Here is a 26,439-nt window from a genome sequence, read left to right on the forward strand (position 1 = left end):
CATGACAGTTAGCAGCCGCGACGCCCTGCTGGCGAAACTGCGCAAGGTCGTGGGCACCGACCACGTCCTCACCGACGAGCAGAGCACCCGGCGCTTTCGCAAGGGCCATCGCAGTGGCGAAGGCGGCGTGCTGGCCGTCGTCCGTCCTGCCACCCTGCTGGAGCAGTGGCACGTGCTGCAGGCGGCGGTCGCGGCTGATCGCATCGTCATCATGCAGGCGGCCAATACCGGCCTCACTGGCGGCTCGACACCGGATGGCAACGACTACGACCGCGAGATCGTGCTGGTCAGCACCCTGCGCATCACCGGCGTGCAACTGATCAACGACGGCGAACAGGTGGTCTGCCTGCCCGGCGCCACTCTCGACCGCCTGGAGCAGGCCCTGGCACCGCTCGGCCGCGAACCGCATTCGGTGATCGGCTCCTCGTGCATCGGCGCCTCGGTGCTTGGCGGGGTGTGCAACAACTCTGGCGGCGCTCTGGTCCGTCGCGGCCCGGCCTATACCGAGCTGGCACTGTACGCGCAGGTGAAGGAAGACGGCACGCTGGAGTTGGTCAACCACCTGGGTATCGACCTCGGCAACAGCCCCGAGGAAATTCTCACCCGCCTGCAGAAGGGCGACTACAGCCCGCAGCAGGTCCGTAACGACGGTGACGGCAAGGCCTCGGATGCCCGTTATGGCGAGCACGTGCGTGACGTCGATGCCGATACCCCGGCGCGCTTCAACGCCGACCCCTCACGCCTGTTCGAGGCCTCGGGTTCGGCCGGCAAGCTGTGTCTGTTCGCCGTGCGCCTGGACACCTTCCCCAAGGAGCCCAGCAGCGTCTTCTACATCGGCAGCAACGACCCGCATGACCTCACCGAAGTGCGCCGCCACTTGCTCGCCCATTTGCCGCGGCTGCCAATTGCCGGCGAGTACATTCATCGCACCGCTTTCGACATCGGCGAGAAATACGGCAAGGACACGTTTCTGGTCATCGACAAATTCGGCACCGCCAAGGTCCCTGCCGCCTTCGCCCTAAAGAGCCGGGTCGATGGTTTCTTCGAGCGCTTCGGCTTGCGTGGCGTGACCGACAAGGTCATCCAGGCGCTGATGAACCTGCTGCCCAGCCACCTGCCGCCGCGCATGCGCGAGTATCGCGACCGTTACGAACATCACTTGCTGGTGCGTGTGTCCAACGACACCCTGGAGGCGACCCGAACCTTCCTCACCGACTACTTCGCAGGCCGTGCCAGCGGGGCATTCTTCGAATGCGACGCCGAGGAAGGGCGCAAGGCCTTCCTGCATCGCTTCGCCATCGCTGGCGCGGCAATCCGCTACCGCGAAGCGCACCGTAGCAGCGTGGAAGATATCGTCGCCCTGGATATCGCCCTGCGCCGCAATGATCGCGACTGGGTCGAGACGCTGCCGGCCGAGATGGAAGGCCAGATCATCCACAAGCTCTACTACGGGCACTTCTTCTGCCATGTGTTCCATCAGGACTACATCATCAGCAAAGGCGTCGACCCGCTGGCGATGGAGCACCGCATGTGGGCGCTGCTGGATGAGCGCCGCGCCGAGTACCCGGCCGAGCACAACGTCGGCCACCTGTACATCGCCAAGCCGGCGTTGGCCGGGTTCTACCGCGAGCTGGACCCGACCAACGCCTTCAACCCCGGCATCGGCCACACCTCGAAGCAAAAGCACTGGGGCGAGTGCTGCGACGGGCACTGAGTCGCCCACGGGAAGAAAGGTTGAACCGCAGGCAAAACCTCGACGTCCACTCCATAAGCCCGCTCAGTCGGGCTTACTCCCTTCGGATACGCTGGCTCGACCGCAGAACCGCTCGTGCGGACTGATCCGAGGCCCAAACTGGACGAAAGAGGAACGACCGATGAAACGTATTGCCCTGCTATTTTCCTGTGCCCTGCTGACCGCGCCAGCCTTCGCGGCCAGCGACCTGTGCAGTGTCAACCTGCAAAAGCTGGACGACCAAATGGCCTCCACCAGCATGCTCAGCGAGCCGGTCAAGAAACAAGTTGAAGACCTTCGAGACGCCGCCCGCAAAGCCCAGCAAGCCGGCAACACCCAAGAGTGTTCGGGCAGTGCCAGTCAGGCCCTGACCCTGCTGGAAAAATCCGACAAGGGCGGCGCCAACTGATGGCTCTGGCCGGCCCAGGGGCGGCCAGTTCCCTGACCGGCCAGCCCGGCCATAGGCCTCTATACTCCCTGCATCATGCCGATGGAGGTTGCTGCCATGCGTCGATTCGCCCTTCTGCTCGTTCTCACACTGTTCAGCGGCAGCCTGTGGGCCATGCACTGCCCGCAAGAGATGGCGCGGATAGACAGCCTGCTGCAAAGCGACCCACCTGCCGATCCAGAGGTGAAGGCCGAGGTTGAACGCTTGCGCAATGAAGGCGAGCAACTGCACAAGAGCGGCAACCACGAAGAGTCGGTCAAGGTACTCGAAGAGGCGCTGAATCTGCTGCAAGCCAGCGAGTGACAGGTCGCAACTGGCCCGCACCCGCCGGGTCAGTTCCCGCCGCCTAGCAGGGATCGAGCGATCTGCCGCAACCGTTGCAAGTCCAGCGGTTTCAGCAGACAGGCGCTAGCGCCCAGCAGGCGCGCCTCTGCCAGCAGGGTTTCGTCACTGGCAGCACTGACCACCATCACCGGCACCTGTGCCAGGCGTGGCTGGCCGCGCATCCATTCGAGAATATCCAGGCCGCTGCCATCCGGCAGGTCGAGGTCGAGCAGGACCAGCGCCGGCGTATGCTCGGCGAGCAGGGCAAAGGCACTGCGCAATGACGTGGCGCACTGGACCTCGGCCATATCGCGCAAGCCATCCTGCAGGATGCGCAGACCCGCCGGGTGATCCTCGACGCAGAGCACCTGGGCGAAAGGGGCAAGCGCTTCGTCGGCCACCATGGCCCAGGTGACCTCCGCGCCTGGCTCCGGCCCCGCCGCACTGGGCAGGTCGATCCAGAATCGGCTGCCCTTACCCGGCGTGCTGCACAGGCCAATCTCGCCATCCATCAGGGCGGCCAGTTCCTTGCACAGCATCAGGCCAATGCCTGTACCCGGGATGGTCGAGCTCTCCCGGCCAAGACGCTGGAACGGCTGGAACAACTGGCTCTGCTGCTCCTCACTCAAACCCGGCCCGCAATCCTCGACCCACAGGCGCACACCCTCTGGCCGTACGTCACAGCCGAGGCTGACCACACCGTTCGGGCTGTTGTACTTGAGCGCATTGCTCAGCAGGTTGAGCAACACCTGGCGCACACGGCGGGTATCGGCGAGCACATACAACTGCACCCCGCTTTCGGCCAGCACGCGAATCTGCTGGCCACGTTGCTGAACTTCCGGCTGAACCAGCTCGGCGCAGCCCAGCAACAGGCTGCTGATCTCCACCGGTTTGATCTGCAATTGCTGCCGACGACTTTCGATACTGGACAGGTCGAGAATGTCGTCGACCAAGGCCGTGAGGTGCCGGCTGGCACTGACGATCTCACCGGCATACTCGGCCTCCTGCTGCCTGTCCGGCCGCTCCTGGGCGTCCAGCTCGATCAACTGGGCGAAGCCATGGATGGCATTGAGTGGCGTGCGCAGCTCATGGCTCATGCTGGACAAGAAGCGGCTCTTGGCCTGACTGGCGGACTGCGCCACCAGGCTGGCCTGGCGCAATTCCTCCTGGACCTGCTTGAGGCGGGTGATATCGACATGCGTACCGGCCGCACGCAACGCCCAACCCTGACTGTCGCGCTCGATCACCTTGCCGCGGCTGAGCAACCAGACGTAGTCACCCTGGGCATCGGCATAGCGGTACTCGGCCTCGAAGAAATCCTCGGCGGTGTTCTGGGTCAGGTTGAGGCGCAGGTGCCCCACCCGCTGCATGTCATCCGGGTGCATGCGCTTATTGAGTTCGGCCAGTGGCAGGGTCGCTGCGGCCAGGGCGAAGCGCTTGACGAAGCGCTCGCTGAGGCTCGCAGTCATGCTTGCCACATCCAGCTCCCAGAGGCTTTCCGTGGTGCTTTCCAGCACCAGTTCGAGCATGCCCTGCGTCTCGAGCCGCAGGGCTTCACTGGTCTGCAATTGCTTGCCGGTGTTCTGCACCTCGCGCGCCATATCGGCCAGCTCGCTGATGGCCGTTTGTGGCGCTTCAGGGTGGCGCTCGCCCTGCCCCAGCCGGCGCATCATGCCGACGATGCCCGCCATCGGCGCACCCAGGCGGTTGCTCAACTGGCGCGAGCGCCAGGTCATGAAGCAACCGAACACCAGGTAGAAGAACACCAGACCGGCGATCAGCAGGTAGCCGATATTCAGGTACTGCTGGGCCAGGGCATTGGTGTCGCTGAAGATGTTCGACTCATCCACCACCAGCAGCAGGCGCCAGCCGGTCTGGGGAATTTCGCTCCAGGCCACCAGTTGATTGCGCCCGCCAAGATGCACCTCCTGGATACCCTGGCTGGCGCCCGCCATGATGCCCGCCAACTGTGTCAGTCCTTCATGGCGGTCGAGACGAAAATCCTCGGGCTTGAGCACTTCACGGCGCACCGCTTCCTCGTAGGAATACTCGGTCAGCTCGCGCAGGTTGAAATCGCGCTCACCGGCCGCAGGCAGCGCCATGATGCCGTTGTCGCGGCTGACCAGAAGGGCGTAGCCCTGCCATGGCACATTCAGGCTGCCGATCTCGCCCAGCATCTGCCCCACCGTCACATCCAGCCCGGCGACGCCCTCGAGAAAGTCATCGCGGTACACAGGCGCCACCGCCGACATGATCCAACCCTGCCCGGCCGGGTCCAGGTAGACATCGGTCCAGACCACCTTGCGTTCCGGGTTATGCCGGGCATCGGCCAGGTAGTAGAAGTTGTACTCGGGGATGACGATATCGTGAGGGTACTGTTCCAGAATGTTAAGGAACGGGTAGAGCCGGTTGTAGTTGTCCCAGGTGTTGAAATACACCGACGCAACCAACGAATTGGCCGCCCAAATGGAACGCATCAATGGATCGACCTGCGACAGGCGCCAGGCCTTTTCCCGATCTTGCTGGGCGACTGGCGTGGCACTGGAATAGAAGGAAGCCGCGCGGCCATCATCACTGTGGCTGTAGTAGATACCGCTCTCGGTCTGCGCGTGTCGTTGCCGTTCCAGCGCATCGGGGCGGTAGTGAGTGTCCCGCAAGGCCGCAGCCACCATGTCGCGATAGATGGTCACCTGAGCCTCGATGGCCCCGAGGCGGCTGTCGATCACCTGCCCTTCGCGCTGTACCGCACTGGACAGGTCCTGCAAGGCGCTGCTCTGCAAGTAACCGATCTGCGCTTCGCGAATCGACTCATTGCTGTACAGGTACACGCCGATCAACACCGACTCGACCAGTACCAGGGGAATCAGCGAGCTCTGCAGAAAGGCCAGCCAGATCCAGCGACGCAAAGGCTTGTGCGGTGCAGGCGGCATGCCGGCCCTCCATGAACATCCAGTCGCCATCATAATGGCACAGCACCGTGATACGTGCGGCAACGTCACGGCAGCCGCGCCGTCCGACGTGGCATGAACACCCTCGCATGCCGCAGAATAGACGTGCTGAGCACACACCCTTGAACTTCACGCCATTACTGCAGGATCGCCATGCTGTTCGTCGTCATGCTGGGAGGTAGCCACCCCAAGGCCAAGATCGAAGTACACGATGTGCTGTTTGTCATCGCACCCACCCTGGAGCAGGCCTACCCACAATTGCGCCAGGGCTGGTTCGGCAGCCCGCGCGGCCTGCATATCGACTCCTGGCTGGAGGTCGATGGTATCGATGGTTACAAGGTGAACCTGACCTCCCTGGCCCCGGCCGCCGGAGAGCCACGCCTGTACTTCATCAACCTGGGGGGTTACGAGCCGGGTAGCTTCGGCGAGGCGCACCGCTACCTGCTGGTCGTGGCCAGGGACCCCGCCGAGGCCAAGGTCAAAGGCAAGCACCAGCTCCGCTCGGGTTGGGACAAGCCCCACACCGATGCCCTGCTGGATGTGGACGACTGCATTCCCATCGACCAGGTCGACGGCCGCTACATTCAACTGGTCGAAGGCCCCCATCGCGGCATCGTGCAACGTAGCGACTACATCGTGCTGGCGTGACCCGCTCGCAGCTTGTTGATGCGCTCTACAGCAGGCGCTAAAGAGCCAGATGAAGTTGCGCGATCTGCTCACGCAGCCAGCGCAGCCCGGGCGCCAGCTCCTGCTGACGATGCCAGATCATGCTGACCTGCACGCCGGGCATGTCGATCGGCAACGGTGCCGTGCACAGCGCATAGATCGGTGCGAAATGCTCGGCAAGCCGGCGCGGCACCGTGCCGAGCAAGTCGGACTGCGCCACGATGGGGGCGATCGTCAGGTAATGCGGTACATGCAATAGCGCCTGACGACGCACACGGGCTGACCCCAGCACGATCTCCAACGGCGACCCCCGCCCGGCACGCGGCTGGATCAACACATGCTGGCACCGCTGGTAATCCGCCAGGCTCAGACCCCCATCGAATGCCGGGTGTCCGGCCCGGCCGATCACCACCAGTTGCTCTTCAATCAGCGGCTGATAGCACAGGTCCGCGCTGTCGAAGTACAGGTAGTCGATGGCCAGATCCAGTTCACCGGTGGCCAGCCGTGCGGTCAGGGTATCGGCCTGGTCACTCTGCACCGACAGAACCACGCGCGGCGCCAGCTCCGCGAGCCGGGCCAGCAGCGCCGGTAACAGCGTCGCTTGGGCGTAGTCGTTCATCGACAGGCGGAACACATGCTCGGCCTGCACATCGAAATCCTGCTGCGCGCCCAGCCCTAACTGCAACAGATGCAGGGCCTGGCGAACCGGGCCATGCAATGCATGCGCCTGCGAGGTAGGCGTCATGCCACGGGCCGTACGGGTGAACAGGCGCTCCCCCAGTTGCTCACGCAAGCGCGCCAGGGCATTGCTGACAGCCGGCTGGCTCATGTGCAGCTTGACCGCCGCACGCGACAGGTTCTGCTCCTGCATCAGCGCGTCGAATACCAGCAACAGATTCAGATCGATTCGACGCAAATTCAGGCTCATGAATAAAGATCATCATAAATATCCATTATCTAAATAATTATTCCCTCACTAGACTCCAGTCAATCCCTACCAGGTCTGGAGGCATCATGGCCCACGACACTCAAGGCTTCCGGTTGCGCTACCGGGCTGGCATTCATCCGCGCTACAACCCCTGGCTGCATGCCTCGTTCGTGCTGGCCTACGGCGCGCTGTGCCTGGCCTTTCTGTTCAGCACCCTGGATCAGGTGCGCCCGCTGGAGTGGCTGGTGATACCGCTGGCCCTGGTGTTCTTCAACTGGGGCGAATACGTCGTACACCGCAAGCTCGGGCACCACAAGACGCGCCTGGGCAAGATGTTCTACAAGCGCCATACCGGCGACCACCACAGCTTTTTCGTCGCCGGGAAGATGCGATACGAAACCGCCCAGGACTGGCGGGTGATCCTGTTCCCCGCCTGGCTGATCGTGTTCTACAGCATCGGCCTGTTCATCGCCTGGTGGCTGCTGGCGCACCTCAACAGCAACGTGGCTGCACTGTTCAGCGCGACCATGCTCATCGGTTACCTGACCTACGAGATCTTCCATGCCTGCGAGCATCTGCCAGCCGAACACCCGGTGGCCCGCCTTCCGTGGATACGCCACATGCGCCGCCTGCACGAGCTGCACCACCGCCGCGACCTGATGCACACCCACAACTTCAACCTGGTCTTCCCTCTGACCGACTGGCTGCTCGGCAGCCTGCATTGGGAGCCCGAGGAGCAGGAGGCAAAGCGCCCATGACCCGCATGACCCACCGCATCGACATCGCCCTGCCCGCCGACACGTTGCTGGCCTATGCCGCCGCACCAACCCACTGGCCGCAGTGGCATCCGTCCTCGTTACGCATCGATGGCCCGAGCGGCCCGCTGCAGGCCGGTGATCACTTCGAAGAAGACATCCACGCCGGCGGCCGCCCCGGGCACCTGAGCTGGGACGTGACCGATTACCAGCCCGGCAAACGCTGGCAGGCACGCGCCAGTGGCGACCATGGCCTGCGCCTGCTGGTGACCTACGAGTGCCAGGCCACGCCCGCCGGCACGCGCTTCATCCGCACGCTGGAATACGACTTCCCCGGCTGGCTGATGCGCCTGCTCGACCGCCTGATGATGCGCCGCCGTGTCGAACGCGAGTCCGAAGATTCGCTGCTGGCCCTCAAGCAGGTGGCCGAGCAGAAGCTCGGCTGAGTGCTACGGCGTGCGGCTGGCAGAGGTCATTGCCAAGCCGTCCGCTACCCGTGGCGAAAATCAGTACAATCGCCTCTCTACGAACGAAGGAGGCGACCTTGAGCACACCCACTACCAAGCGATTGCGCAGCGGCGTGCGGGTGTCCGCCGAGCCCTCCGGCGCCAGCTATTTCGGTGAGCGGATCGAGGATGGTCCTGGCGAGTCCGGCGCCCGCCCGGACCTGGGCAAGATGGAAACGCAGATTCTGCTGGCGGCCATCGCCCTGTTCGCCGAACGCGGCTTCGAGAACTGCAGCATGCGCGCCATCGCCGAAGCGTCCGGTCTCAAGGCGCCGACGCTGTACAACTACTATCCCTCCAAGGAAGCCGTGCTGATCGAAGCCATGAGCTTCGGCATGGACGACTTCTTCAACTTCGTTCTCGACGGCATCGAGCAACTGCCCCGTGCAGACCAGTTGTTCGAGATCGTCCGTCGGCACGCCAGCTACAAGATGCGCCGACGCATCATTTCCCGCGCCAACGACCGCCTGATCGACACCCAGTTCTCGCGCATCTTCCTGCCCGAGGATGTGGCCGCCAAGTTCGACCAGCAACTCAAGCACTACCGCCATCGGGTCCAGGACCTGATCAGCGACTTCATCAGCGCCGATGACCCGATTGCACCGAAGATCATCACCCTGGCGATCCTCACCCAATGCGACCGCCTGGCCTACTGGTACGAACCGGACGGCTCGCTGAGCGCCGAAGACATCATCGACCAGTTGAATATCCTGACCCGGCGCCTGCTGGGGCTCTGAGCCGCAGGGGCCGGCGGCCCCCACGGCTGCTCCAGCCTACACGTCGATACCCGTCGCCCATTCGCGCAACTGGTCGAAGGTTGCCGTGGTTTCCGGCAGGAACGGGAACAGGGTGTAGATGTGCACCGAGTCCTCCACCAGACGCAGCGTCGTCGCCACCCCGGCGGCCTCGGCGCGTTGCGCCAGGCGCAGAGTATCGCTGAGCAGCACCTCGCCCTGCACGGCCGTCAGGTACAGCGGCGGCAGGCCCCGCAGATCGCCATAGAGCGGCGACACCAGCGGATCGGTCGGTTCGTGCCCTTGGAAGTAGCAGGCCGCCATGTGCGCCAGCGAATCGCGGTTGGCCGCCGGATCGTCCCCGGTGAACTCGGCGATGCTCGGCCCGGTCAGCGCGAGGTCGGTGAACGGACACACGGCAATGATCCCTGCTGGCAGCGGATCACCGGCGGCCTTGAGGGTCAGCGCCAACGCCAGCACCAGTCCGCCCCCAGCAGACTCACCGCTGAGCAGGATCGAGGACGCCGGCACGCCGCTGCGCAACAGGCCGCGATAGGCATCCACCGCATCGTCGAGTGCGGCTGGATACGGATGTTCCGGGGCCAGGCGGTAATCCACCGTGATGCAATCGGCCTCCAGGCTGTGCGCCAGACGCGAGGCATATTCCAACGAGCCCTTGGCCGAACCGACCATGTAGCCACCGCCGTGGAAATGCAGCACGGTGCGCTGCCCGGTACGCCCCCGCGGCCCGGCGACATGCAATGTATGGATGCCCGACAGCTCCAGCGGCTGCACCGCCAGGTCCGCCGGTGGCGGGAAGTTGTTCAGCAGGAAACGCTCGTAGGCCTCACGCATGCCATCGTGGCCACGGGCAACGTCCTCGGGGGTGAACAGGTTCTTCCACAGGGCGAAAGCGCGCTGGCTTTCCGGGCGTTTGAGGGTCTTGGCTTCACGGGTGGCCGACAGCCCGAGCACGTCGCCGGCCGGTTGTTCGACCGCCTTGATCACGTTGTAGTCCCAGACGAAGCCCCAGGTGGCGGCCGTCATCGGGTCGATACGCTGCATGCCTTTCCAGCGGCCATTGCGCGCATTGATCCGCGCCGGCTCCGACTCGTGGACCATCTTCACCATCGCCCGTGCACCAGACTGCACCCGCGTCGTACGCGGCCGGCGGCGCTGTTCGTATTCGACCAGGGCGGCCTCGATGCTCTGCCCGTCGTTACGCCCCAGGATGCTGGCCAGGGTCCAGGCGTCTTCCATGCCCTGGCACGCGCCCTGGGCGAGGAACGGCACCATGGGATGCGCGGCGTCGCCCATCAGGGTGATGCGACCGAAGGTCCAGCGCTCGATGGGGTTGCGGTAGTACATGCCCGTGACGAAGGCGCTGTCGATCTGGTCCATCATCCGCTGCGCCCGAGGTTCCAGGCCGCTGAAGGAACGACGCAGGTCCTCGATGTCGCCGCTCTCGGTCCAGGATTCGCGGTGCACTTCGTCGGCGGGTACCGAGGCCAGCACGCTGTAAAGCTGCTTCGGCCGCACCCAGTAGGTGATCAGCGAGCGACCTGGGCCGACCCAGTAGTTGCCACGCTCCTGCAGGTCGATATCACGCAGTTTCTCCGCCGGGATCAGTGCACGCCACATCAGGATATTGGAGAACTGGATGTCCTCCTCGTCCTCACCACACAAGTGCTTGCGCACCAGGGAGTGGATACCGTCGGCACCGATCAGCGCATCGCCGTGCAGGCTTTCGCCCGAGGCCAGCTGCACCGTGACGCCCTCGGCATCCTGGCTGATGCTGGTGCAGCGCGCATTGAGGCGCAGCACATCGGCGGGAATCTCGGCGGCGAGAATCTCGATCAGGTCGGCGCGGTGCACGTTGTACAGCGGCGCCCCCCAGCGCTCGGCACCTTGCAGGCCGAGCGGCGAGGTGTAGAGGAGTTTGCCGCTGACGATATCGCGGGTGTCGTAGGACTGCGGCATGACGCCACGCTCGCTGACGATCTTCTCCAGACCCAGCTCGCGCAGGATCAGCGAACCGTTGCTGGCGATCTGGATACCGGCACCGATTTCGGTGAGTGCCGCGGCCTGTTCCAGCACCGTGACATCGATACCTTTGCGGCGCAGCGCGATGGCTGCGGTCAGCCCGGCAATGCCGGCCCCGATGATGAGTATGCGCATGAGAACTCTCGCTGATGACTGCCTGATTTTTGGAATTATTCTTTACGAACAAACGTTCGTACGCAAAAAGCATCTACCCGTTGGGCACGTCTGTCAACGCTCATGACATGTCCGAATGACGGGGTGTGGGCAGAAAAGAAATCAGCAAAAAAGCCCCGATTGCGCCAGCACATGCCGTGCTGGAACAACCGAGGCGCAAGAACCTGTTCACGACCTTTTGAAGTAGAGCCAGACAAGGCAAAACTAGCCGAGGAACGGACTGAGCCCGCACTCGGGTTTACGAGCTCTAAATGAGCAGTCTGAGGCTAGTTTTAACGCGGTATGGCTGACAGTCAGGAGATCGTGAACAGGTCTAAGGGGAATTGCACCGTGGCCAAGCGTCGTGGCCACGGTTGAAGCGTCTGGATCAGTGCAGCATGTGGCAGAACTCCAGCACCTGATCGGTCATGGTCTGCAACTGCTGGTCGACCCGCTCGTCATCGCAGGCGCCGTCCTGGCCGAAGGTGGTTTGCGTCGAGTTGATCACCACGCCCATAGGTGTGGGCCAGCCGCGCAGGGCATGGACGATGCCGCGCAGGCCACCGAGGGTTGCCGCACCCGCCTGCCAACCCGCAGCCAGGCCGATGCAGCCCACCGCACGTCGACTCAGGTACGGCTGCTCGTCAGTACGCGCTTCCTCCAGGTAGTCGAGGGCATTCTTCATCAGCCCCGAGAGCGCGCCGTGGTAACCCGGCGAAGCGAGAATCACCCCATCGGCCCGGCGTACCTCATTCAGCAGCTCCTGCACCAGCGGGTGGCTGGCCGGCGCTGCGCCATAGAGCGGTAATTGCAGGTTTTCCCCACCCAACAGTTTCACTTGCGCACCACGCGTGCGGGCGTGGCCGAGGGCATTGAGCAGCACCCGCTCGGTCATCGAGCCGGGCCGAGTAGTGCCGCCAATCGCCACGATATAGGGCTGTCGCGTGTTCATGTCAGTCATGCTCCGGCGCGATGTTGAACGCTGGCCGACGCACGGCCTGCCAGTAGTCCTCGGCCAGGCCGGCAATCAGCTCGCGCGCAGGCTCGGACCGCTGGATCGAACCGACGCCATGCCCCGCCGACCACACCTGGGTCCAGCGTCGTGCCGCGCCTTTCGGGTCGGTGAAGTCGATGGGCGTTTCCTGGGCCAGGTCCTCGGAGCGAATACCCGCCAGCTCCAGACTCTGGCGCAGCCAGTTGGCCTGCACGCCGGTAATCCGGTTGCTCAGCACCAGGTCCTCGAAACCGGATGCCACCAGCATTTCCCGGTAGCGCTCGTCGGCCTGGCTCTCCAGGCAGGGGATGAAGCGCGTGCCCATGGAGGCCAGGTCGGCGCCCAACAGTTCGGCCGAGCGAATCGACGCGCCCGTCATCAGGCCACCGCCCAGCACCAGGGTGCCATCGAAGAACTCGCGCACCGCGCTGACCATGGCGAAGCCGTTCATCTGCCCGGTGTGTCCGCCGGCGCCGGCACTGACCAGGATCAGCCCGTCGACTCCGGCCTTGGCCGCCTCGCGGGCGTACTTCAGCGAGTTGACGTCAGCCAGCACGCGACCGCCGTAGGCCTGCACCCGTTCGATTACCGCCTTGGGGCTGCCCAGCGCGGTGATCACCAGCGGCGGTTTGTACTTCTCTACCAGCTCAAGGTCCAGGGGCAGGCGGTCATTGGTGCGGTGCACCACCAGGTTCACCGCCCAGGGCGCGTCCTGTTCGGTGAGCGACTGACTGATCTGCTGCAGCCACTCCTCGAGGATCGCCGGGGTACGGGCGTTGGGCGCGGGAAAGCTGCCGATCACGCCGTTGCGGCAGCATTCGATGACCATCTGCGGGCCGGAGATAAGGAACATCGGTGCCGCGATCAGCGGCAACTTCAGGCGCGAACGCCATTCAGCGGGAAGACTCATGGGATGCACCTCGTGTCAGAGCATGGAGACGTTGGTATCGAGGCCGAGAAACAGGCGCCCGACCAACTCGTAGGTGGATTCGCTGACCATGAAGTGCTGCGTGACCACATGGATATCGCGCAGGCATTGCTGCAACGGCGAATTGTCGAAAATCGAGGCACCACCCCCCAACTGATACATGCTGGTGACGATGGTGCGCGCGGTCTCCACGGCGTGGGTGGTCGCCAGGCGGATGTCGCGGCGCTGCTCGACGGGAATCACACCGTTCTGCTCGGCTTCATCCCAGGCCCGGCGCACGGACTCCAGCATGAACGCCCGAGCCGAACGCAGGCCCGCCTCGGCCTTGGCCACAGCCTGCTGTGTGGTCGGGCGCTGATCGAGGGTCTTGCCGCTGAACTGCGGCGTACGCACCAACGCCAGTTCACACAGGCTGTCCACGGCATGCCGGGCAATACCCAGCGCCACGGCGCCGACACCGATGCCCAGCAGGCCGAATGCGGGGAAGCGATAGAGCGCACGGGGCAGTGGCTCATCGGCGGCCAGCGAGGCACTGTGCTGCTCGGCGACGAATACATCGCGCACCTCGAATTCACCGCTGCCACTGCCACACAGGCCGAAAGTGTCCCAGTTGTCCAGCCAGCTCACCTGGTCACGGCGAAACACCATCGCCTGCACGCGCACGGAGCCATCGGCCAGGGTTTCCGGCTTGCCCTGGTCGGTGATGATCACGCAGCCACCGAGGATGATGTCAGCGTTGCGGCTGGCCGAGCCCCAGGCCCAGCGGCCCGTGATACGGAAGCCCGGTACGCCATCACGCACTTCGCGCACGGCCTTGCCACGCGGGGCGAACACGCCGGCAGTCTTGAGCTGTGGATCGGAAAACAGCTCGCAGGCGCCCTCTTTCGGCAGGTAGGCCGCAAGAATGCAGGCGGTGCAATCGATGAAGGTGCACCATGCAGCCGAGGCCTCGTAACGAGCCAGTCGCTCGACGACCTCGACAAAGGTTTCCACGCTTACTTCCAGGCCACCGTAATCGCGCGGCGTAAGCATGCGGTACAGCCCGGCGCTGGCCAGCTCGTCGGCCAGGTCCTGGGGCAGGAAGCGATTGGCCTCGATCTCGGGAAGGCGTGCCGCAGCGCGGCGACCAATCTCATCGGCCGCGGCCAGTAGCGCTTCGCGCTGGGGATCGGGGACAGCGACAGTGCTCATTATTGTTCTCCTGTGTCCTGACAAAGGGCTGGCGGATGGCTGCGCCGGCAAATTACTCCGAGTGGAGTAATTTAACTTTTATCCAAGTGGATAACTTTGTCAATACAGGTCCATCTGACCAATAATCGCCGTCCATCCCGCAGCCACGACGAATCGGCCGCGGAGAAGCGTATTTCCCGGGTTTGGTCATGACAGAACAGCAACCGAAAAAAGTACCGCTCCCACGCTGTGATGAGGGCCTGTCTGCCAAGGGTGAGCAACGTCGCCAGTCGCTGATCGAAGCAGCCATGCGCCTGATCGTGCGCGATGGCCATCACAGCCTCAGCTTGCGCAGCGTGGCCAAGGAAGCCGAATGCAGCCACGGCTCGGTTGCCTATTACTTCGGTTCAAAGGGGGCATTGATGTCGGCGGCGATCGACCATGCCTGCGCGCAGATCGCCACCAGTTTCAGCGAGATCGCCCCTGACCTGGAGGCCTGCGCCCATGATCCGGTGCAGTTCGCCGCGATCATCGCTCAGTACAACACCCGCCTGCTGATCGACGACCGCAGCATGGGTATCGCCGTTTACGAACTGAACCTGGCCGGCGCCCACGACCCGGCTCTACGGCCTGCCCTGTCCAAATGGGGACGCGTGCATGCCGGCATCTGCCGGGAGGCGTTCCTCAGGCTCGGCTCGCAAGACCCGGACACCGATTTCGCCTTCGTCCTGCACGCCATCGGCGGCCTGGTCATCGCCCAGCTGTCGCTGCCACGCAAGGACTTCGAACAGCGGGTCTTCCTTCCCGCCATCGAGCGCCTGGTGTTCAGCGTCGCCGGCCTGCCGCCACCACGCTGAAGGCGGGCACGGTGAATCACGCCGCCCAGCATGAGCAGCGCCAGCAAGACCTCAGGTGTCGCGCATAGGGGGCGCCACGCGCACCGCAAGACATACATCGAGACGCCAGATTGACGCCCTGCTCGCGACGCCCAGCGCTGGCCTGGCAGGCTGGCTCAGCTCACGCTGTCGAGACTGATCAGATCCTGGCCCTTGGCATACAGCGCCTGGTAACAGTGCAGGCTCGCCGTGGACGCCTTCACGTTGAGCAACGTGGCCGTATCGGCTGGCGGGCAGGTGCGCCGGGTAATGCGGATGATGTTGCCGGAACTGCGGGCAACGACGAAGTAGGAAAGCAACATCAGACGTACCTCGCAGGTGGAATCAGGTGGTGCGGTGACGCTCGAAAAAGCTCATGACCTGCTTGCGCGCCTCGTCGTGGGTCATGCCATAGCGCTTCTCGACCAGGCCGATCAGCTTCTGCGCATCGCCTCCGGACTTGATCACTTCATCCAGGGTCAGGTCGTCCCAGACGATACGGGCAAGCCCGGCCAGATGACGCCAGTTGTTCTGGATGACCTCCGCCAACGGGCGACTCATGCCCCACGCTCGAGCGTCGAGGTGAATGAGGTAGTACAGATGGAACGCTTCATGGCGGACTCGAATTGACGGCAGGAAGACAGACCATGACAGCTATGCCCGCCCGCGTCGGTGCGCTGAGCCGCTTAGCAGCTCTCGTTCCCAGGGGCTGCTGACGTTCCGACATCGGTGGTCGGATCAAGGCAACTGCGAACACCGCAGTTGGTGGGCTGAAGCCCACCCTACAGAACCGGCCCCCGTAGGGTGGGCTTCAGCCCACCAATCAACGCATCATGAAACCCAAAGGTCGAACGTCCGCAACTGCCTCAAAGAGGTCCTAGGGCGCGCGATAGTTGACGACGACCTGATGCTCAGCGCCATCGTCGAACAGCGGGATGGTCTCGCCTTCAACCCGCTCGCCGTCTAGGTGAATCGAAGGCGCGGCCTCGCGGTCCTGCAGCACCTGAATGTGATACTGCGTGGTGCCGAAACGGTAGTGCAGGGTAAACCCGGACCAGTGTTCGGGCAGTACCGGAGCGATCCGCAGGCTCGCGCCGCTCCGTTGCACCCCGAGCAGCGACTCGACCGCCAGTCGATACATCCAGCCTGCCGAGCCGGTGTACCAGCTCCAGCCGCCGCGACCGGTATGCGGTTCCACGCCATACACATCCGCCGCCAGCACATAGGGCTCGGCCTTGTACACGGCGATGGAGGCGGCATCACCATGGCTAACCGGGTTGATCAGACGCAACAGCTCCCAGGCCCGCGCGCTGTCACCGAGCGCAGCAAAAGCCATGCTCGCCCACACTGCGGCATGGGTGTACTGGCCGCCATTCTCGCGCACGCCGGGCACGTAGCCCTTGATGTAACCGGGATCGAGCGTGCTCTTGTCGAACGGTGGCTCCAGCAGTTTCACCAGGCCCAGGTCGCGGTCCAGCAAATGCCGCTCCAGCGAATCCATGGCCGTGCGCCGACGGGCATCGCTGGCCGCGCCAGACAGCACCGACCAGCTCTGGGCGATGGAGTCGATGCGGCACTCTTCATTGTCCGAAGACCCCAGTGGCGTGCCATCGTCGAAATACGCACGGCGGTACCAGTCGCCGTCCCAGCCATGTTCCTCCAGGCTGACGCGCAGGGCCGCCGCGTACTCGCTGCAGCGTTGCGCGAACGCCTCGTCCTGCTGCAGGCGGGCGATGGGCGCAAACCGCAGAAGCACGTCGTAGAGGAAGAAGCCCAGCCACACGCTTTCCCCCCTGCCCTGCTCGCCGACGCGGTTCATGCCATCGTTCCAGTCACCGCTGCCGATCAGCGGCAGGCCATGGCTGCCACGGCGCATGCCGTGTTCGATGGCGCGGACGCAATGCTGGTAGAGGCTTTCCTGCACTGGCGAGCGCTGCGGCAGATCGTAGTAGGACTCTTCGCCGGCATTCAGCGCACGGCCCTCGATATAGCCGGCAAGCTCATCGAGCACCGAGCGGTCGGCGGTGAGCGCCACATAACGGCTGGTCGCCAACGGCAACCACAGGTAATCGTCGGAGCAGGCGGTACGCACACCGCGATCCAGCGGGGGATGCCACCAGTGCTGCACATCGCCCTCGACGAACTGATGCGCGGCGCAAAGCAGCAGATGCTGACGGCTGGCCGCCGGCATGGCGTGGAGCATGGCCATGCTGTCCTGCAACTGATCGCGAAAACCGATGGCGCCGCCGGACTGGTAATAACCACTGCGCGCCCAGAAGCGACAGGCGATGACCTGGTACATCAGCCAGCCATTGACCATCACATCGAGGGCCGGCTCCGGGGTTTCGATGCGCACGGCGCCGAGGGTCGTGCGCCAGTGCTCTCGCACCTGCTCCAGGGCTTCGCTGGCGGCATTGCTGCCGCGAAAGCGCTGCGCCAAACGGCTAGCGCCCCTGGCGTCCTGACCAGCACCCAGGCGGAATACCACCTCCTGGCCCTCGCCATCCGTCAGTTCCAGGCTGACACGAATGGCCGCACAGGGATCGAGGCCGCCACCGGTACGCCCCGACAACCGTGGCTTGGCCATGGCCGCCGGGGCATTGAGGTTGCCGTTGCGCCCGAGGAATTCACTGCGGTCACCACTGACGCTGCGCGCCGGCGAATCCACATCGAAGAACGCCACGCGGCCGGGGAACTCGATGGAGAATGCGTTGCGCGCGAACAGCACGCCGCTCAGCGCATCTTCCTCGCTGACCACGTGCATCGCCGACTTCTCGCGCAGATCACCCAACACCCAGGCCACATAGCCGGTGACGGACAGGCGCCGCGCACGCCCGGAGTCGTTGCGAATCTTCAGGCGGGAAAACTTGATCGGCGCATCCAGCGCCACATACACCCACAACTCGCTGTGGATGCCATCCTCCTCGTGCTCGAACACGCTGTAACCGAAGCCATGGCGAGTCACGTAAGGGCCGGTACCGGGACGCGGCAACGGGGTGGGCGACCAGTAGTGGCCGCTGTCTTCGTCGCGCAGGTACAGCGCTTCGTCGCTGGCATCGCCGACCGGGTCGTTGCGCCACGGTGTCAGGCGGAATTCATGCGCGTTCTCGCTCCAGGTGTAGGCGCCGCCGCTTTCGCTGATCACCGTGCCGAAGTGCGGATTGGCCAGCACGTTGGCCCACGGCGCCGGCGTCCTGGCCCCTTCGGCCAGGGTCATCACGTATTCGCTGCCATCGGCACTGAAGCCACCGTACTGATTGCCCAGCAAGGTGACCGGGCTGTCGATGAGCGCACCCGGCACGCTGCGCGGTATGCGCATCAGGTCCGGATCGAAGCGCGGCAACGGCGTCTCGGCGCGGCGCTTGTGCACCTGCTCGGCCAGGCTGCCACGGCTGTCGCTGAGGACCAGCCGGGCCACGGCCAGCATCAGCAGGCGGTCTTCGCGGGAGAGTTGCTGGGCCGGACGCACGAAGATGCCACCCGGGCGGTCGACCAGGCTGGCCTCGCTGCCGGAGGTGACCAGGCCCATGATCAGGTCCTGCAGGTGCTGGCGATAGCCCACCTGGTCCTCGTTCCAGATCACCAGGTCGAGCACCAGGCCCTTCTGCCGCCAGTAGGCGTGGGCCTGCACCAGTTGCCGCACCAGCTCGATGTTCTCGGGGTCGGCGATCTGCACCAGCACGATGGGCCGGTCACCGGAGATCGCCTGGCCCCACAACCCGGACTGGTTGCGCTGGTTGCCGAGCAGGACGCTGGTGTCGGCGCGCAGCGAGGCATTGGCGTAGATGATCGACGCCGCCATCTGCTCGAACAACCGGGCATCGGCGGGCGAGGCATTGAGCTGGCGCAACAGCACCTGGCTGTGGGTCCAGGCCAGGCCGAACACCCGGTCGGCGAGGTGGCGGTCGCGGTACTTGTCGATCAGGTGCAGGCAGCCTTCACGGCTTTCACTGACCCCGGTGACCAGGTCGATGGTCGCAGTCTGCCCGGGTTCCAGGCTGATGCGACAACGAATTGCCACGATGGCATCGAGCACCGAGCCCATCGTGCCGGACAGGTTTTCATGGCCACGGTCCATCGCCGCCGGGTGTGTGACGTTACGCCCTCGCCCGACGAAGCGCGCGCGGTCAGTCTCGTAGGAAATCGCCTCGATATCCACGCCGTGTGCAGCCAGCAGGTGGCACATCCAGGGCGTCGCCTCCTGGCTGGAGCGTGGCCTGCGGGTACAGAGTATCGCCTGCAACGTGGGCAGCAGCTCGGTCTGCACGAACAGCTTGCTGAACGCCGGGTGCAGTGCATCGGCGAGGGCCGGTGCGAGCACCACGTCGGCGTAGCTGGTCAGTTCCAGCGTGCGCCGGACGCGGGCACGGTTGGTGATGTGCAGGCGGCGCAGCTCGATGTCGTCCTCGGGCGAGACGACGATTTCGGTGTGCGTATCGAAGTCACGTTCGCGCACGCGGAACTCGGCGCGGGCGTCGGTGAAGATCGCCTCATGGCTGGTCGTACGCTGCAGCGCAGGCTGGTGCGCCGCGGACCAGAAAGCGCCGCTGGCAACATCGCGCAGGTAACAGAACATGCCCCAGTTGTCGGCGCTGATGTCCTCGTGCCAACGGGTCACCGCCAGCTCGTTGCAACGGCTGTAGCCACCGCCAGCGCTGCTCACCATGACGTGGTAACGGCCGTTGGACAGCAACTGCACGGCCGGGCGCCGGCGATCCGGGTCGGCATACACGCGCAGCTTGGTCTCCACCACGCGTGCAGCGGCATCGGCATCCGGCGCGCTGGCGGCGTGCAGGTACTGTGCGGCGGTTTTCGGAATACGCTCCTGCAGCAGCAACGCCGTGGCCTGGAACTGCGGGTCGGACTCGAAGCGCCGTTGCATTGGCCGGTCCAGCAGGACATAGGCCAGTGCCAGCAGGCTCATTCCCTGGTGGTGCGCCATGAACGACTGGACCACGGCCGATTGCTGGCCACGCGGCAAACGCGCCGGGGTGAAGTCGATTGCCTCGTACAGGCCGAAGGGGCCGGCCAGTCCGAGATCCGCCAGGCGCTGCAGGTTCTTGCAGGCCGCCTCGGGGGCGACCATCAGGGCCAGGGCGCTGGCATAAGGGGCAATGACGATGTCCTCGCCCAGCCCGCGTTTCAGTCCCAGCCCCGGCACGCCGAAAGCGCGGTACTGGTAGTTGAGGTGGGCATCGAGGGTGTTGTAGCCGGACTCCGACACGCCCCAGGGCAGGCCGAGCTGGTGGCCATGTTCGATCTGCCGGGCGACGGCCGCCTGGCAGGTCTGATCGAGCAACGTGCCGGCATAGGTCGGCATCACCAGCATCGGCATCAGGTACTCGAACATCGAGCCGGACCACGACAGCAGCACCGGCACGCCGCCGTTGCTGGTGAGCAACCGGCCCAGGGTGAACCAGCCCTCCTGCGGCAACTGGCCCTGGGCGATGACCACGAAGTTGGTCAGCCGCGCCTCGGAGGCCAGCAGGTCGTAATAGGCCGCATCCAGGCGGTTTTCTTCCGCGTTGTAGCCGATGGCGAACAGGTCGCGGCGGGCGTCGTAGAGGAAGGTGAAATCCATGTGCGCCAGCTCACCAGCCAAGCGGGCCAGGCGCGTGGCACTGGCGATGCGCTCGCTGGCCTGGCGCTGTACCAGCAGCGCCCGGTCCTGCTGTTCGACGGGCCAGTGCGCGCTGTCGAGGCGGGCCAGATAGCGCCAGCTCGAGAGCACCGGCGCGGTAGCCAGGCTCGCCAGTGGCAGGCTCATGCTGCTCAGTTCGTCGTGCAGGTCCTGGCACTGGCTGAGCAGGGCATTGGCCCAGCGCATGACCTCGCTGTCGTTGGCGACGGCAAGGAGCGGTAACAGTTGCTCGACGTGGTGAAGCAATACGCCAAGACGCGCCACCGCCGCTTCACTGCCGGGCGAGTCAGCGGCGGAGGCGGCATCCAGTTCCGCCTGCAACGCCCGCAGGGGTTGTTCATCCTGATGCACCGCACGCAACGCATCACGCAACACCGCCAGGGTGTCACCGATTCCGGCAAACAGCTGCGGGCCGATCAATGGCTGGTCGGCCAGTTCCAGCAAGCCCGCGCGCAAGGTCAGCAGCAGCCCGGCGAGGTTGCCGCTGTCCACGGTCGAGACGTAGTGCGGCGGCAAGGGCTTGAGGGTCTGCGTGTCGTACCAGTTGAAGAAGTGCCGACGGTAGCGTTCCAGGCCTGCCATGCAGGTCAATGACTGGTCCAGCCGCGCGAGCATGCGCCCGGCGCTCAGGTAGCCGAAATCATGGGCGGCCAGGTGCGACACCAGCGCCATGCCCATGTTGGTGGGCGAAGTCCGGTGGGCGATGACGGCCACGGGTTGCTCCTGCACGTTGTCCGGCGGCAACCAGTTGTCGGCCGGACCGACGTGCTGGTCGAAGAACGCCCAGGTCTTGCGCGCCAGGGTGCGCAGAAAGCGCAGTTCCTCGGCGGAAGGGACGAATGCAGCGCGTGACGACGGCCGGCTCAGCCACCAGGCAATGGCCGGCGCCAGCAGCCACAACACCAGCAACGGGCTGGCCAGCGCCAGGGTCAGCGGGGTCGGGATGAGCAACAGGGCGACCACCACGGCCAGCGCGGGCGCCACCCACATCAGCCGATACAGGCCGCCCAGGTCGTTGCTGCTGGTGCGCTCGACCTCGCGCGACGGATTCCATTGCAGCAGGCGCCGCCGACTGACCAGCATGCGCCACAGCGTGCGGCCAATGGCATCGAGGCTGAACAACGCCTCGAATGGCAGCCAGACCAGCGTCAGCAGGGCACGCCCGAGGTCCAGCAACGAGGCTCGCGAGGTCACGGCCAGGTGCTGGCCCAACGGGATGTCATGGGCTTTGCGCAACAGCTCCAGCAGCGCACCGAGCAGCGGTTGCGCCAGCACCAGAGCGAACACGGCCAGCGTCCACACCAAGGCCGATGGCGCGGCGAACCACCCCCACAACAGCATGATCAGGAACGCACTCGGCTCCAGGCTGCGCCGCAGGTTGTCGAACAGTTTCCAGCGGGCCAGCGCATCGAGGTGATTGCGCTCCAGGCCGCCCTGCGGCTTCGGCGTCCACGGCATCAGCCACGGCAGCAGTTGCCAGTCCCCGCGAATCCAGCGGTGGCGGCGTTTCACATCGGCGCTGTAGCGGGCCGGATGCTCCTCGTAGAGCTGCACATCGCTGATCAGCCCGGAACGTGCGTAGCTGCCTTCGATCAGGTCGTGGCTGAGGATGCGATTGTCGGGGAAGCGCTCGGCAAGCGCCTGCTCGAAAGCATCCACGGCGTAGATGCCCTTGCCGATAAAGGAGCCCTGGCGGAACAGGTCCTGATAGACGTCCGAAACGGCACGGGTATAGGGATCGACCCCGGCATCGCTGCCGAACAATTGGGCATAGGCCGAACGCGCGACGCTGGGCAAGCTGATGCCGACCCGCGGCTGGAGGATGGCATAGCCGGCACTGATGCGCCGTTGCTCCAGGTCGAACACCGCCTGGTTGAGCGGATGCGCCATGGCGCCGACCAGTTGCCGGGCTACATCGCGGGGCAGTTGGGTATCGGTATCCAGGGTGATGACATAGGTCACCGATTGCAGCGCCGCGATGTCACCGACGATCAGCGAGAAACACGTGCGCCCGTGCCCGCGCAGCAGGGCGTTGAGTTCGGCGAGTTTGCCGCGCTTGCGCTCATGGCCCATCCAGACCTGCTCGTCCGGGCTCCAGCGACGCGGTCGATGGAACAGGTAGAAGCGTTCTGCCGTGACGGGCGGGTACTTCTGGTTGAGCGCCTCGATAGAGTGGCGGGCCCGTTGCAGCAGGGCCGCATCCTGATCCAGCACCTTGGTCGGGGCGTCCAGAAAATCGGTAAGGAGAGCGAAGTGCAGGTTCGCGTCGCGGTTGGCCAGGAAGCGCACTTCCAGGCCCTCGACCAGCTCCTCGATATCCTTGTCGCTGGCGATCATCGTGGGGATCACCACCAGCGTACGCGCCTGCTCGGGGATGCCTTCGCTGTAATCCAGACGCGGCAGCAGATCCGGCCTCACGCTGAGGGTCACCAGCCAGTTGACCAACCCGAGCGCCAGGCGGCTGGTCATCAGCAGAGCGACAACGCTGAGCAGCGCCAGCACACCGTCGCCCAGGCCGACGCCACGGGCGCTGTGGAGAAAGGGCCAGGCAAACAACACACTGAGGATCAGCACCGGGCCGAGAAAGAACAGCAACGGCGCACGCCGCAGCAAACGCTGCCAGCCTTCGGCCAGCGACACGCGTACCGCCAGCTGCTGCTCCAGTTCGGTGAGCCCACGGTCGACCAGGTAAAAACCGACATGCCCGGTAACGCCCTGCTCGCGCCGGGCTTCGGCCAGGCTGACGGCCTGCCGGGCCACGGCTTCTTCACTGTGCGCACAGTGCCTGGCCAGGCGTTCGACCACATGCCGGTAGTGGTCACGGGTGGCGAAATCCATACCGGCATACACCGCCGCCGGGTCCTCACGCAGCACCTGTTCGACCCGGCTCATGCGCTCGACGAAGGTGCGCCAATCAGTGGAAGACAGCAGGCGCAGGCTGCCGATGCTGTTGCTGATCGACACCTGCTCCGCCGCCTGCTGCTGGGCATCCTGCTGCACCAGGCGCTCGATGTTCAGGCCGGTCTCGGCGAGCATCTGCTCGACCCAGGTCAGCGGCAGAATCAGCGCGGCACTCTGGCCTTGCAGGCGCCTGGCCAGCTCGGCGACGAACGAGCTGGTCATCGGCGGCTGCGAATGCGCCATGTCGGCGACGGTCAGCACCATGCTCTTGGCATCGCGCTCGGCCGTTTCGCTGAGACGGTCGGCCCAGTCGTTGGCCAGGTTGCGATCATCCCAGTTGGCCATTACCCGCGAGGCGACGCGGCGCAGGTTCTCGATCAGCGCCAGGCGCAGCATGATCGGAATCGCCCACAGCTCACCCAGCGTCAGCGGCATGACCGACTGGTAGGCCATGACGAAGCGGCTGAGGCTGTCGCTGTCGACCCGGCCATCGCCATGGGAGATGGTTTCCAGAGCGATGTCGTAGACCCGTGGCAGGCCGCTCGACGGGCCGTTGGCCAGGCGCGGCAACTCGCGGCTGTAGCCACGCGGCAAGTGCTTGCGCGCGGTACGGATCTGCTCCTCGACCAGATAGAAATTATCCAGCAACCACTCCGCCGCCGGCGTGGCGCGTCGCGTGGCCAGTGGCACCTGGCTGAGCATGGCGCAACTGCGCGCCAGCAGGGCCTCGTTGTCATCCAGGCGCGCCAGCAACGAACTGGAAGCGGAGCGCGGGCTCAGGCGGTGTTGCGTGGCGAGATGGCTGCCGTGGCTGGCCATCTGTTCGGCGCTGAACAATTCGGCACGCAGGACAGGCTCGTACTCGAACTTGCGGGAGGCGCCGCGCAAGCGCGACCAGGTACGGTTCAATAGGCTGATCATCGTTTCCTTGGCAGGCCTGCGCCGCGTTCATCCGCAGAGGCACAGGTGAGGTGCGGCGCAAAACATGCGCCGCCATGCGGGCTCTCACCCTGAAGGCAGCAGGCGCCGGGCTCTGTTTCTGTTCAGAAAACTCGCTAACCCAGCTCTGCCGGGTACCAGTCTGCACACCCCAGCGCCGGGCGTCTGTCCGCTAGCGCACATAGGCTGGCCCGGTCATCGGCTCTTCATGTTCTGTGCCGCTGGGGAGGAAGGCGTACCGACGTGGCTCGCATTACCTGTCATAGTCGTTGCCACGCTGCGGCGCACTCCCGCGACGGGCAGAAACAGAGGTCCACATGAACAAGAGCACCCCGGGCAACCGCGACACTCACAGCCACCCGCCCAAGCCGGGCAATCGGAACGACGCCGGGCGTCATCAGGACAGGCACCACCCCGCGAACAAACCGCAGGTCGAACGCGGCAACGAGGCCGCGCCCACGAAGGAAATCGACGATCACGAAGTCAATGGCAACAAACTCTGACGAGGTGTAATCCCGCGAGGCGAAGCCCTAGGGCGAATGCCGGGCGTGCAGGTAAGGCAGCAGGCGGTCGGTCTCTTTTTTCACCACGGCATAGCACTCGCAACTCAGGCGCTCCAGGCGGGGCCGATCCAGCACGGTGATATGCCCACGGCTGTATTCGATCACCCCGACCCGCTGCAACTTGCCCGCCGCATCGGTGACGCCCTCTCGGCGTACACCGAGCATGTTAGCGATCAGCTCCTGGGTCATGTTCAGCTGGTTGCCGGGCAAACGGTCCAGCGCCAGCAGCAACCAGCGACACAGTTGCTGGTCGATGGAGTGGTGGCGGTTGCACACGGCAGTCTGCGCCATCTGCGTGATCAGCGCCTGGGTGTAGCGCAGCATCAACTGGAGCAACTCACCATGCCGGTTGAACTCATCCTTGAGGCGCTGCCCCGCCAGCCGATAGGCATGGCCCGCGCTCTGCACGACGGCGCGGCTGGGCGTGCTCTCCCCGCCCATGAACACTGCCACACCGATCAGCCCCTCGTTGCCCACCACGGAAATCTCCGCCGAGGCGCCACTCTCCATGACGTAGAGCAGCGAGATGATGGCATCGATGGGGAAATACACATGGTGCAGGGCATCCCCGGACTCGTAGAGCACATCGCCCAACGGCAGCGGAACTCGTTCGAGATGGGGGAACAGACGCTGTTTCACATCGACTGGCAACGCAGCCAGCAGGTGATTCTGTTGTGGATCGGCAGTAGCAGACATGACAGGCACCTATGCAGATGAAATGCCGCACCAGGCGGGACCGATTATGGTGCTGAGTAGGCGCCGGCCCTTCAGGCACAAGCAGGCGCCGGCATGAAGCAGGCCTATCAGTGCGTGGCGACACCCGACATACGACCGGGAAGCCAGCGAAAGCTCATGGCAACTGCGGCGAACTCCTCCCTCAGCACCTGGCCGAACGTGCGCGCCGCGGCATCGCTCAGAAAATCATCCCACTTGATACCCACCACCGTGACTTGCTCGAGGCTGGTGATGTGTGTGCACTGCAGGCTCAGGTAACCATCGCCAGCACGGGTCACTTCACAGTCGTAATCGGCCAGATGAGTGGCCAAGGCGTGTTTAACGTCGGAAAGCGTCAGGGCTTCCATATCTATTCCCCAGTGGAATCGATAGTTGAAAGCTACGCGTGAAGGACTATCGAGAGATGAAGCGCTTCACCACTGTACTCCTGAAGGGTGCACGACGTTGAAGTAACTT

Annotated in this window: 18 protein-coding genes and 1 pseudogene; 8 read left to right on the plus strand and 11 right to left on the minus strand. The window is 64.7% G+C overall.

The genetic code is table 11. The annotated features are described in order from the left end of the window. The first annotated feature begins 1 nt into the window (after position 1). The 3 genes from dld (at position 2) to ACWPW0_RS18545 (ending at position 2,483) form a co-directional block, all read left to right on the plus strand. On the plus strand, positions 2-1,714 hold the full coding sequence (dld, locus tag ACWPW0_RS18535; RefSeq protein WP_454256122.1) for a D-lactate dehydrogenase: 1,713 nt from the start codon (positions 2-4) through the stop codon (positions 1,712-1,714). A gap of 160 nt (positions 1,715-1,874) precedes the next feature. Next, positions 1,875-2,141 (plus strand): hypothetical protein, encoded by a 267-nt coding sequence (locus ACWPW0_RS18540; protein WP_447593872.1) that lies wholly within the window; start codon positions 1,875-1,877, stop codon positions 2,139-2,141. A 96-nt stretch (positions 2,142-2,237) separates the two neighbouring features. Then, positions 2,238-2,483: a hypothetical protein gene (locus ACWPW0_RS18545; RefSeq protein WP_447593874.1), complete on the plus strand. Its 246-nt coding sequence runs from the start codon at positions 2,238-2,240 to the stop codon at positions 2,481-2,483. A gap of 29 nt (positions 2,484-2,512) precedes the next feature. On the opposite strand, the gene ACWPW0_RS18550 is transcribed toward ACWPW0_RS18545, so the two are convergent. Then, entirely contained in the window at positions 2,513-5,434 is a 2,922-nt protein-coding gene (locus ACWPW0_RS18550) for an ATP-binding protein (RefSeq protein ID WP_454256123.1), read from the minus strand. A 171-nt stretch (positions 5,435-5,605) separates the two neighbouring features. Here ACWPW0_RS18550 and ACWPW0_RS18555 point away from each other — a divergent pair, with 171 nt between their 5' ends. Then, positions 5,606-6,100 (plus strand): DUF1543 domain-containing protein, encoded by a 495-nt coding sequence (locus tag ACWPW0_RS18555; RefSeq protein WP_447593878.1) that lies wholly within the window; start codon positions 5,606-5,608, stop codon positions 6,098-6,100. 37 nt (positions 6,101-6,137) lie between these two features. On the opposite strand, the gene bsrA is transcribed toward ACWPW0_RS18555, so the two are convergent. Further along, complete coding sequence (gene bsrA, locus ACWPW0_RS18560; protein ID WP_447593880.1) at positions 6,138-7,046, minus strand: LysR family transcriptional regulator BsrA; 909 nt, start codon at positions 7,044-7,046, stop codon at positions 6,138-6,140. 86 nt (positions 7,047-7,132) lie between these two features. Here bsrA and ACWPW0_RS18565 point away from each other — a divergent pair. Beyond that, positions 7,133-8,247 (plus strand): annotated as a pseudogene (locus ACWPW0_RS18565) (sterol desaturase/SRPBCC family protein). Between the two features lie 98 nt (positions 8,248-8,345). Continuing rightward, positions 8,346-9,044, plus strand: coding sequence for a TetR/AcrR family transcriptional regulator (locus ACWPW0_RS18570; RefSeq protein WP_454256124.1), 699 nt, complete (start codon positions 8,346-8,348; stop codon positions 9,042-9,044). Between the two features lie 36 nt (positions 9,045-9,080). Here ACWPW0_RS18570 and ACWPW0_RS18575 read toward each other — a convergent pair whose 3' ends face one another. The 4 genes from ACWPW0_RS18575 to ACWPW0_RS18590 form a co-directional block, all read right to left on the minus strand. After that, entirely contained in the window at positions 9,081-11,219 is a 2,139-nt protein-coding gene (locus tag ACWPW0_RS18575) for an alpha/beta hydrolase fold domain-containing protein (protein ID WP_454256125.1), read from the minus strand. Positions 11,220-11,625: 406 nt separating this feature from the next. Next, positions 11,626-12,189, minus strand: a complete 564-nt coding sequence (locus ACWPW0_RS18580) for an NADPH-dependent FMN reductase (protein WP_447593885.1) — start codon at positions 12,187-12,189, stop codon at positions 11,626-11,628. A gap of 1 nt (position 12,190) precedes the next feature. Then, the gene (locus ACWPW0_RS18585; RefSeq protein ID WP_447593887.1) at positions 12,191-13,141 is read right to left on the minus strand and encodes an NAD(P)H-dependent flavin oxidoreductase; all 951 of its coding nucleotides are present in this window, start codon (positions 13,139-13,141) and stop codon (positions 12,191-12,193) included. Between the two features lie 15 nt (positions 13,142-13,156). Then, positions 13,157-14,350: an acyl-CoA dehydrogenase family protein gene (locus ACWPW0_RS18590; protein WP_454256126.1), complete on the minus strand. Its 1,194-nt coding sequence runs from the start codon at positions 14,348-14,350 to the stop codon at positions 13,157-13,159. A 188-nt stretch (positions 14,351-14,538) separates the two neighbouring features. On the opposite strand from ACWPW0_RS18590, the gene ACWPW0_RS18595 reads away from it, so the two are divergent. Beyond that, positions 14,539-15,186, plus strand: coding sequence for a TetR/AcrR family transcriptional regulator (locus tag ACWPW0_RS18595; RefSeq protein WP_454256127.1), 648 nt, complete (start codon positions 14,539-14,541; stop codon positions 15,184-15,186). A gap of 155 nt (positions 15,187-15,341) precedes the next feature. Here the strand turns inward: ACWPW0_RS18595 and ACWPW0_RS18600 are convergent, their stop codons facing one another. From ACWPW0_RS18600 to ACWPW0_RS18610, 3 genes are all read right to left on the minus strand, one after another. Then, positions 15,342-15,527 carry a hypothetical protein gene (locus ACWPW0_RS18600; protein WP_454256128.1) on the minus strand — a complete coding sequence of 62 codons (186 nt, stop codon included), beginning with the start codon at positions 15,525-15,527 and terminating at the stop codon, positions 15,342-15,344. Between the two features lie 22 nt (positions 15,528-15,549). Beyond that, entirely contained in the window at positions 15,550-15,765 is a 216-nt protein-coding gene (locus tag ACWPW0_RS18605) for a CsbD family protein (RefSeq protein ID WP_447593895.1), read from the minus strand. 316 nt (positions 15,766-16,081) lie between these two features. Then, positions 16,082-24,667 (minus strand): GH36-type glycosyl hydrolase domain-containing protein, encoded by an 8,586-nt coding sequence (locus ACWPW0_RS18610; protein ID WP_454256129.1) that lies wholly within the window; start codon positions 24,665-24,667, stop codon positions 16,082-16,084. A gap of 335 nt (positions 24,668-25,002) precedes the next feature. Between ACWPW0_RS18610 and ACWPW0_RS18615 the strand changes: the two genes are divergently transcribed. Further along, positions 25,003-25,188, plus strand: coding sequence for a hypothetical protein (locus ACWPW0_RS18615; protein WP_447593897.1), 186 nt, complete (start codon positions 25,003-25,005; stop codon positions 25,186-25,188). 27 nt (positions 25,189-25,215) lie between these two features. Here the strand turns inward: ACWPW0_RS18615 and ACWPW0_RS18620 are convergent, their stop codons facing one another. Both ACWPW0_RS18620 and ACWPW0_RS18625 read right to left on the minus strand, forming a co-directional pair. Next, positions 25,216-25,944: a Crp/Fnr family transcriptional regulator gene (locus tag ACWPW0_RS18620; RefSeq protein WP_447593899.1), complete on the minus strand. Its 729-nt coding sequence runs from the start codon at positions 25,942-25,944 to the stop codon at positions 25,216-25,218. Positions 25,945-26,051: 107 nt separating this feature from the next. Next, the gene (locus tag ACWPW0_RS18625) at positions 26,052-26,330 is read right to left on the minus strand and encodes a hypothetical protein (RefSeq protein WP_454256130.1); all 279 of its coding nucleotides are present in this window, start codon (positions 26,328-26,330) and stop codon (positions 26,052-26,054) included. Positions 26,331-26,439 lie beyond the last annotated feature (109 nt).

This window comes from Pseudomonas sp. Marseille-Q8238, assembly GCF_965111915.1.

Coding starts and splice junctions, on each gene's coding strand:
- ACWPW0_RS18580 (WP_447593885.1), bottom strand. CDS start 12,189: ATGAACACGCGACAGCCCTATATCGTGGCGATTGGCGGCACTACTCGG.
- ACWPW0_RS18625 (WP_454256130.1), bottom strand. CDS start 26,330: ATGGAAGCCCTGACGCTTTCCGACGTTAAACACGCCTTGGCCACTCAT.
- ACWPW0_RS18550 (WP_454256123.1), bottom strand. CDS start 5,434: ATGCCGCCTGCACCGCACAAGCCTTTGCGTCGCTGGATCTGGCTGGCC.
- ACWPW0_RS18615 (WP_447593897.1), top strand. CDS start 25,003: ATGAACAAGAGCACCCCGGGCAACCGCGACACTCACAGCCACCCGCCC.
- dld (WP_454256122.1), top strand. CDS start 2: ATGACAGTTAGCAGCCGCGACGCCCTGCTGGCGAAACTGCGCAAGGTC.
- ACWPW0_RS18545 (WP_447593874.1), top strand. CDS start 2,238: ATGCGTCGATTCGCCCTTCTGCTCGTTCTCACACTGTTCAGCGGCAGC.
- ACWPW0_RS18555 (WP_447593878.1), top strand. CDS start 5,606: ATGCTGTTCGTCGTCATGCTGGGAGGTAGCCACCCCAAGGCCAAGATC.
- ACWPW0_RS18610 (WP_454256129.1), bottom strand. CDS start 24,667: ATGATCAGCCTATTGAACCGTACCTGGTCGCGCTTGCGCGGCGCCTCC.
- ACWPW0_RS18605 (WP_447593895.1), bottom strand. CDS start 15,765: ATGAGTCGCCCGTTGGCGGAGGTCATCCAGAACAACTGGCGTCATCTG.
- ACWPW0_RS18585 (WP_447593887.1), bottom strand. CDS start 13,141: ATGAGTCTTCCCGCTGAATGGCGTTCGCGCCTGAAGTTGCCGCTGATC.
- ACWPW0_RS18600 (WP_454256128.1), bottom strand. CDS start 15,527: ATGTTGCTTTCCTACTTCGTCGTTGCCCGCAGTTCCGGCAACATCATC.
- ACWPW0_RS18595 (WP_454256127.1), top strand. CDS start 14,539: ATGACAGAACAGCAACCGAAAAAAGTACCGCTCCCACGCTGTGATGAG.
- ACWPW0_RS18575 (WP_454256125.1), bottom strand. CDS start 11,219: ATGCGCATACTCATCATCGGGGCCGGCATTGCCGGGCTGACCGCAGCC.
- bsrA (WP_447593880.1), bottom strand. CDS start 7,046: ATGAGCCTGAATTTGCGTCGAATCGATCTGAATCTGTTGCTGGTATTC.
- ACWPW0_RS18590 (WP_454256126.1), bottom strand. CDS start 14,350: ATGAGCACTGTCGCTGTCCCCGATCCCCAGCGCGAAGCGCTACTGGCC.
- ACWPW0_RS18540 (WP_447593872.1), top strand. CDS start 1,875: ATGAAACGTATTGCCCTGCTATTTTCCTGTGCCCTGCTGACCGCGCCA.
- ACWPW0_RS18620 (WP_447593899.1), bottom strand. CDS start 25,944: ATGTCTGCTACTGCCGATCCACAACAGAATCACCTGCTGGCTGCGTTG.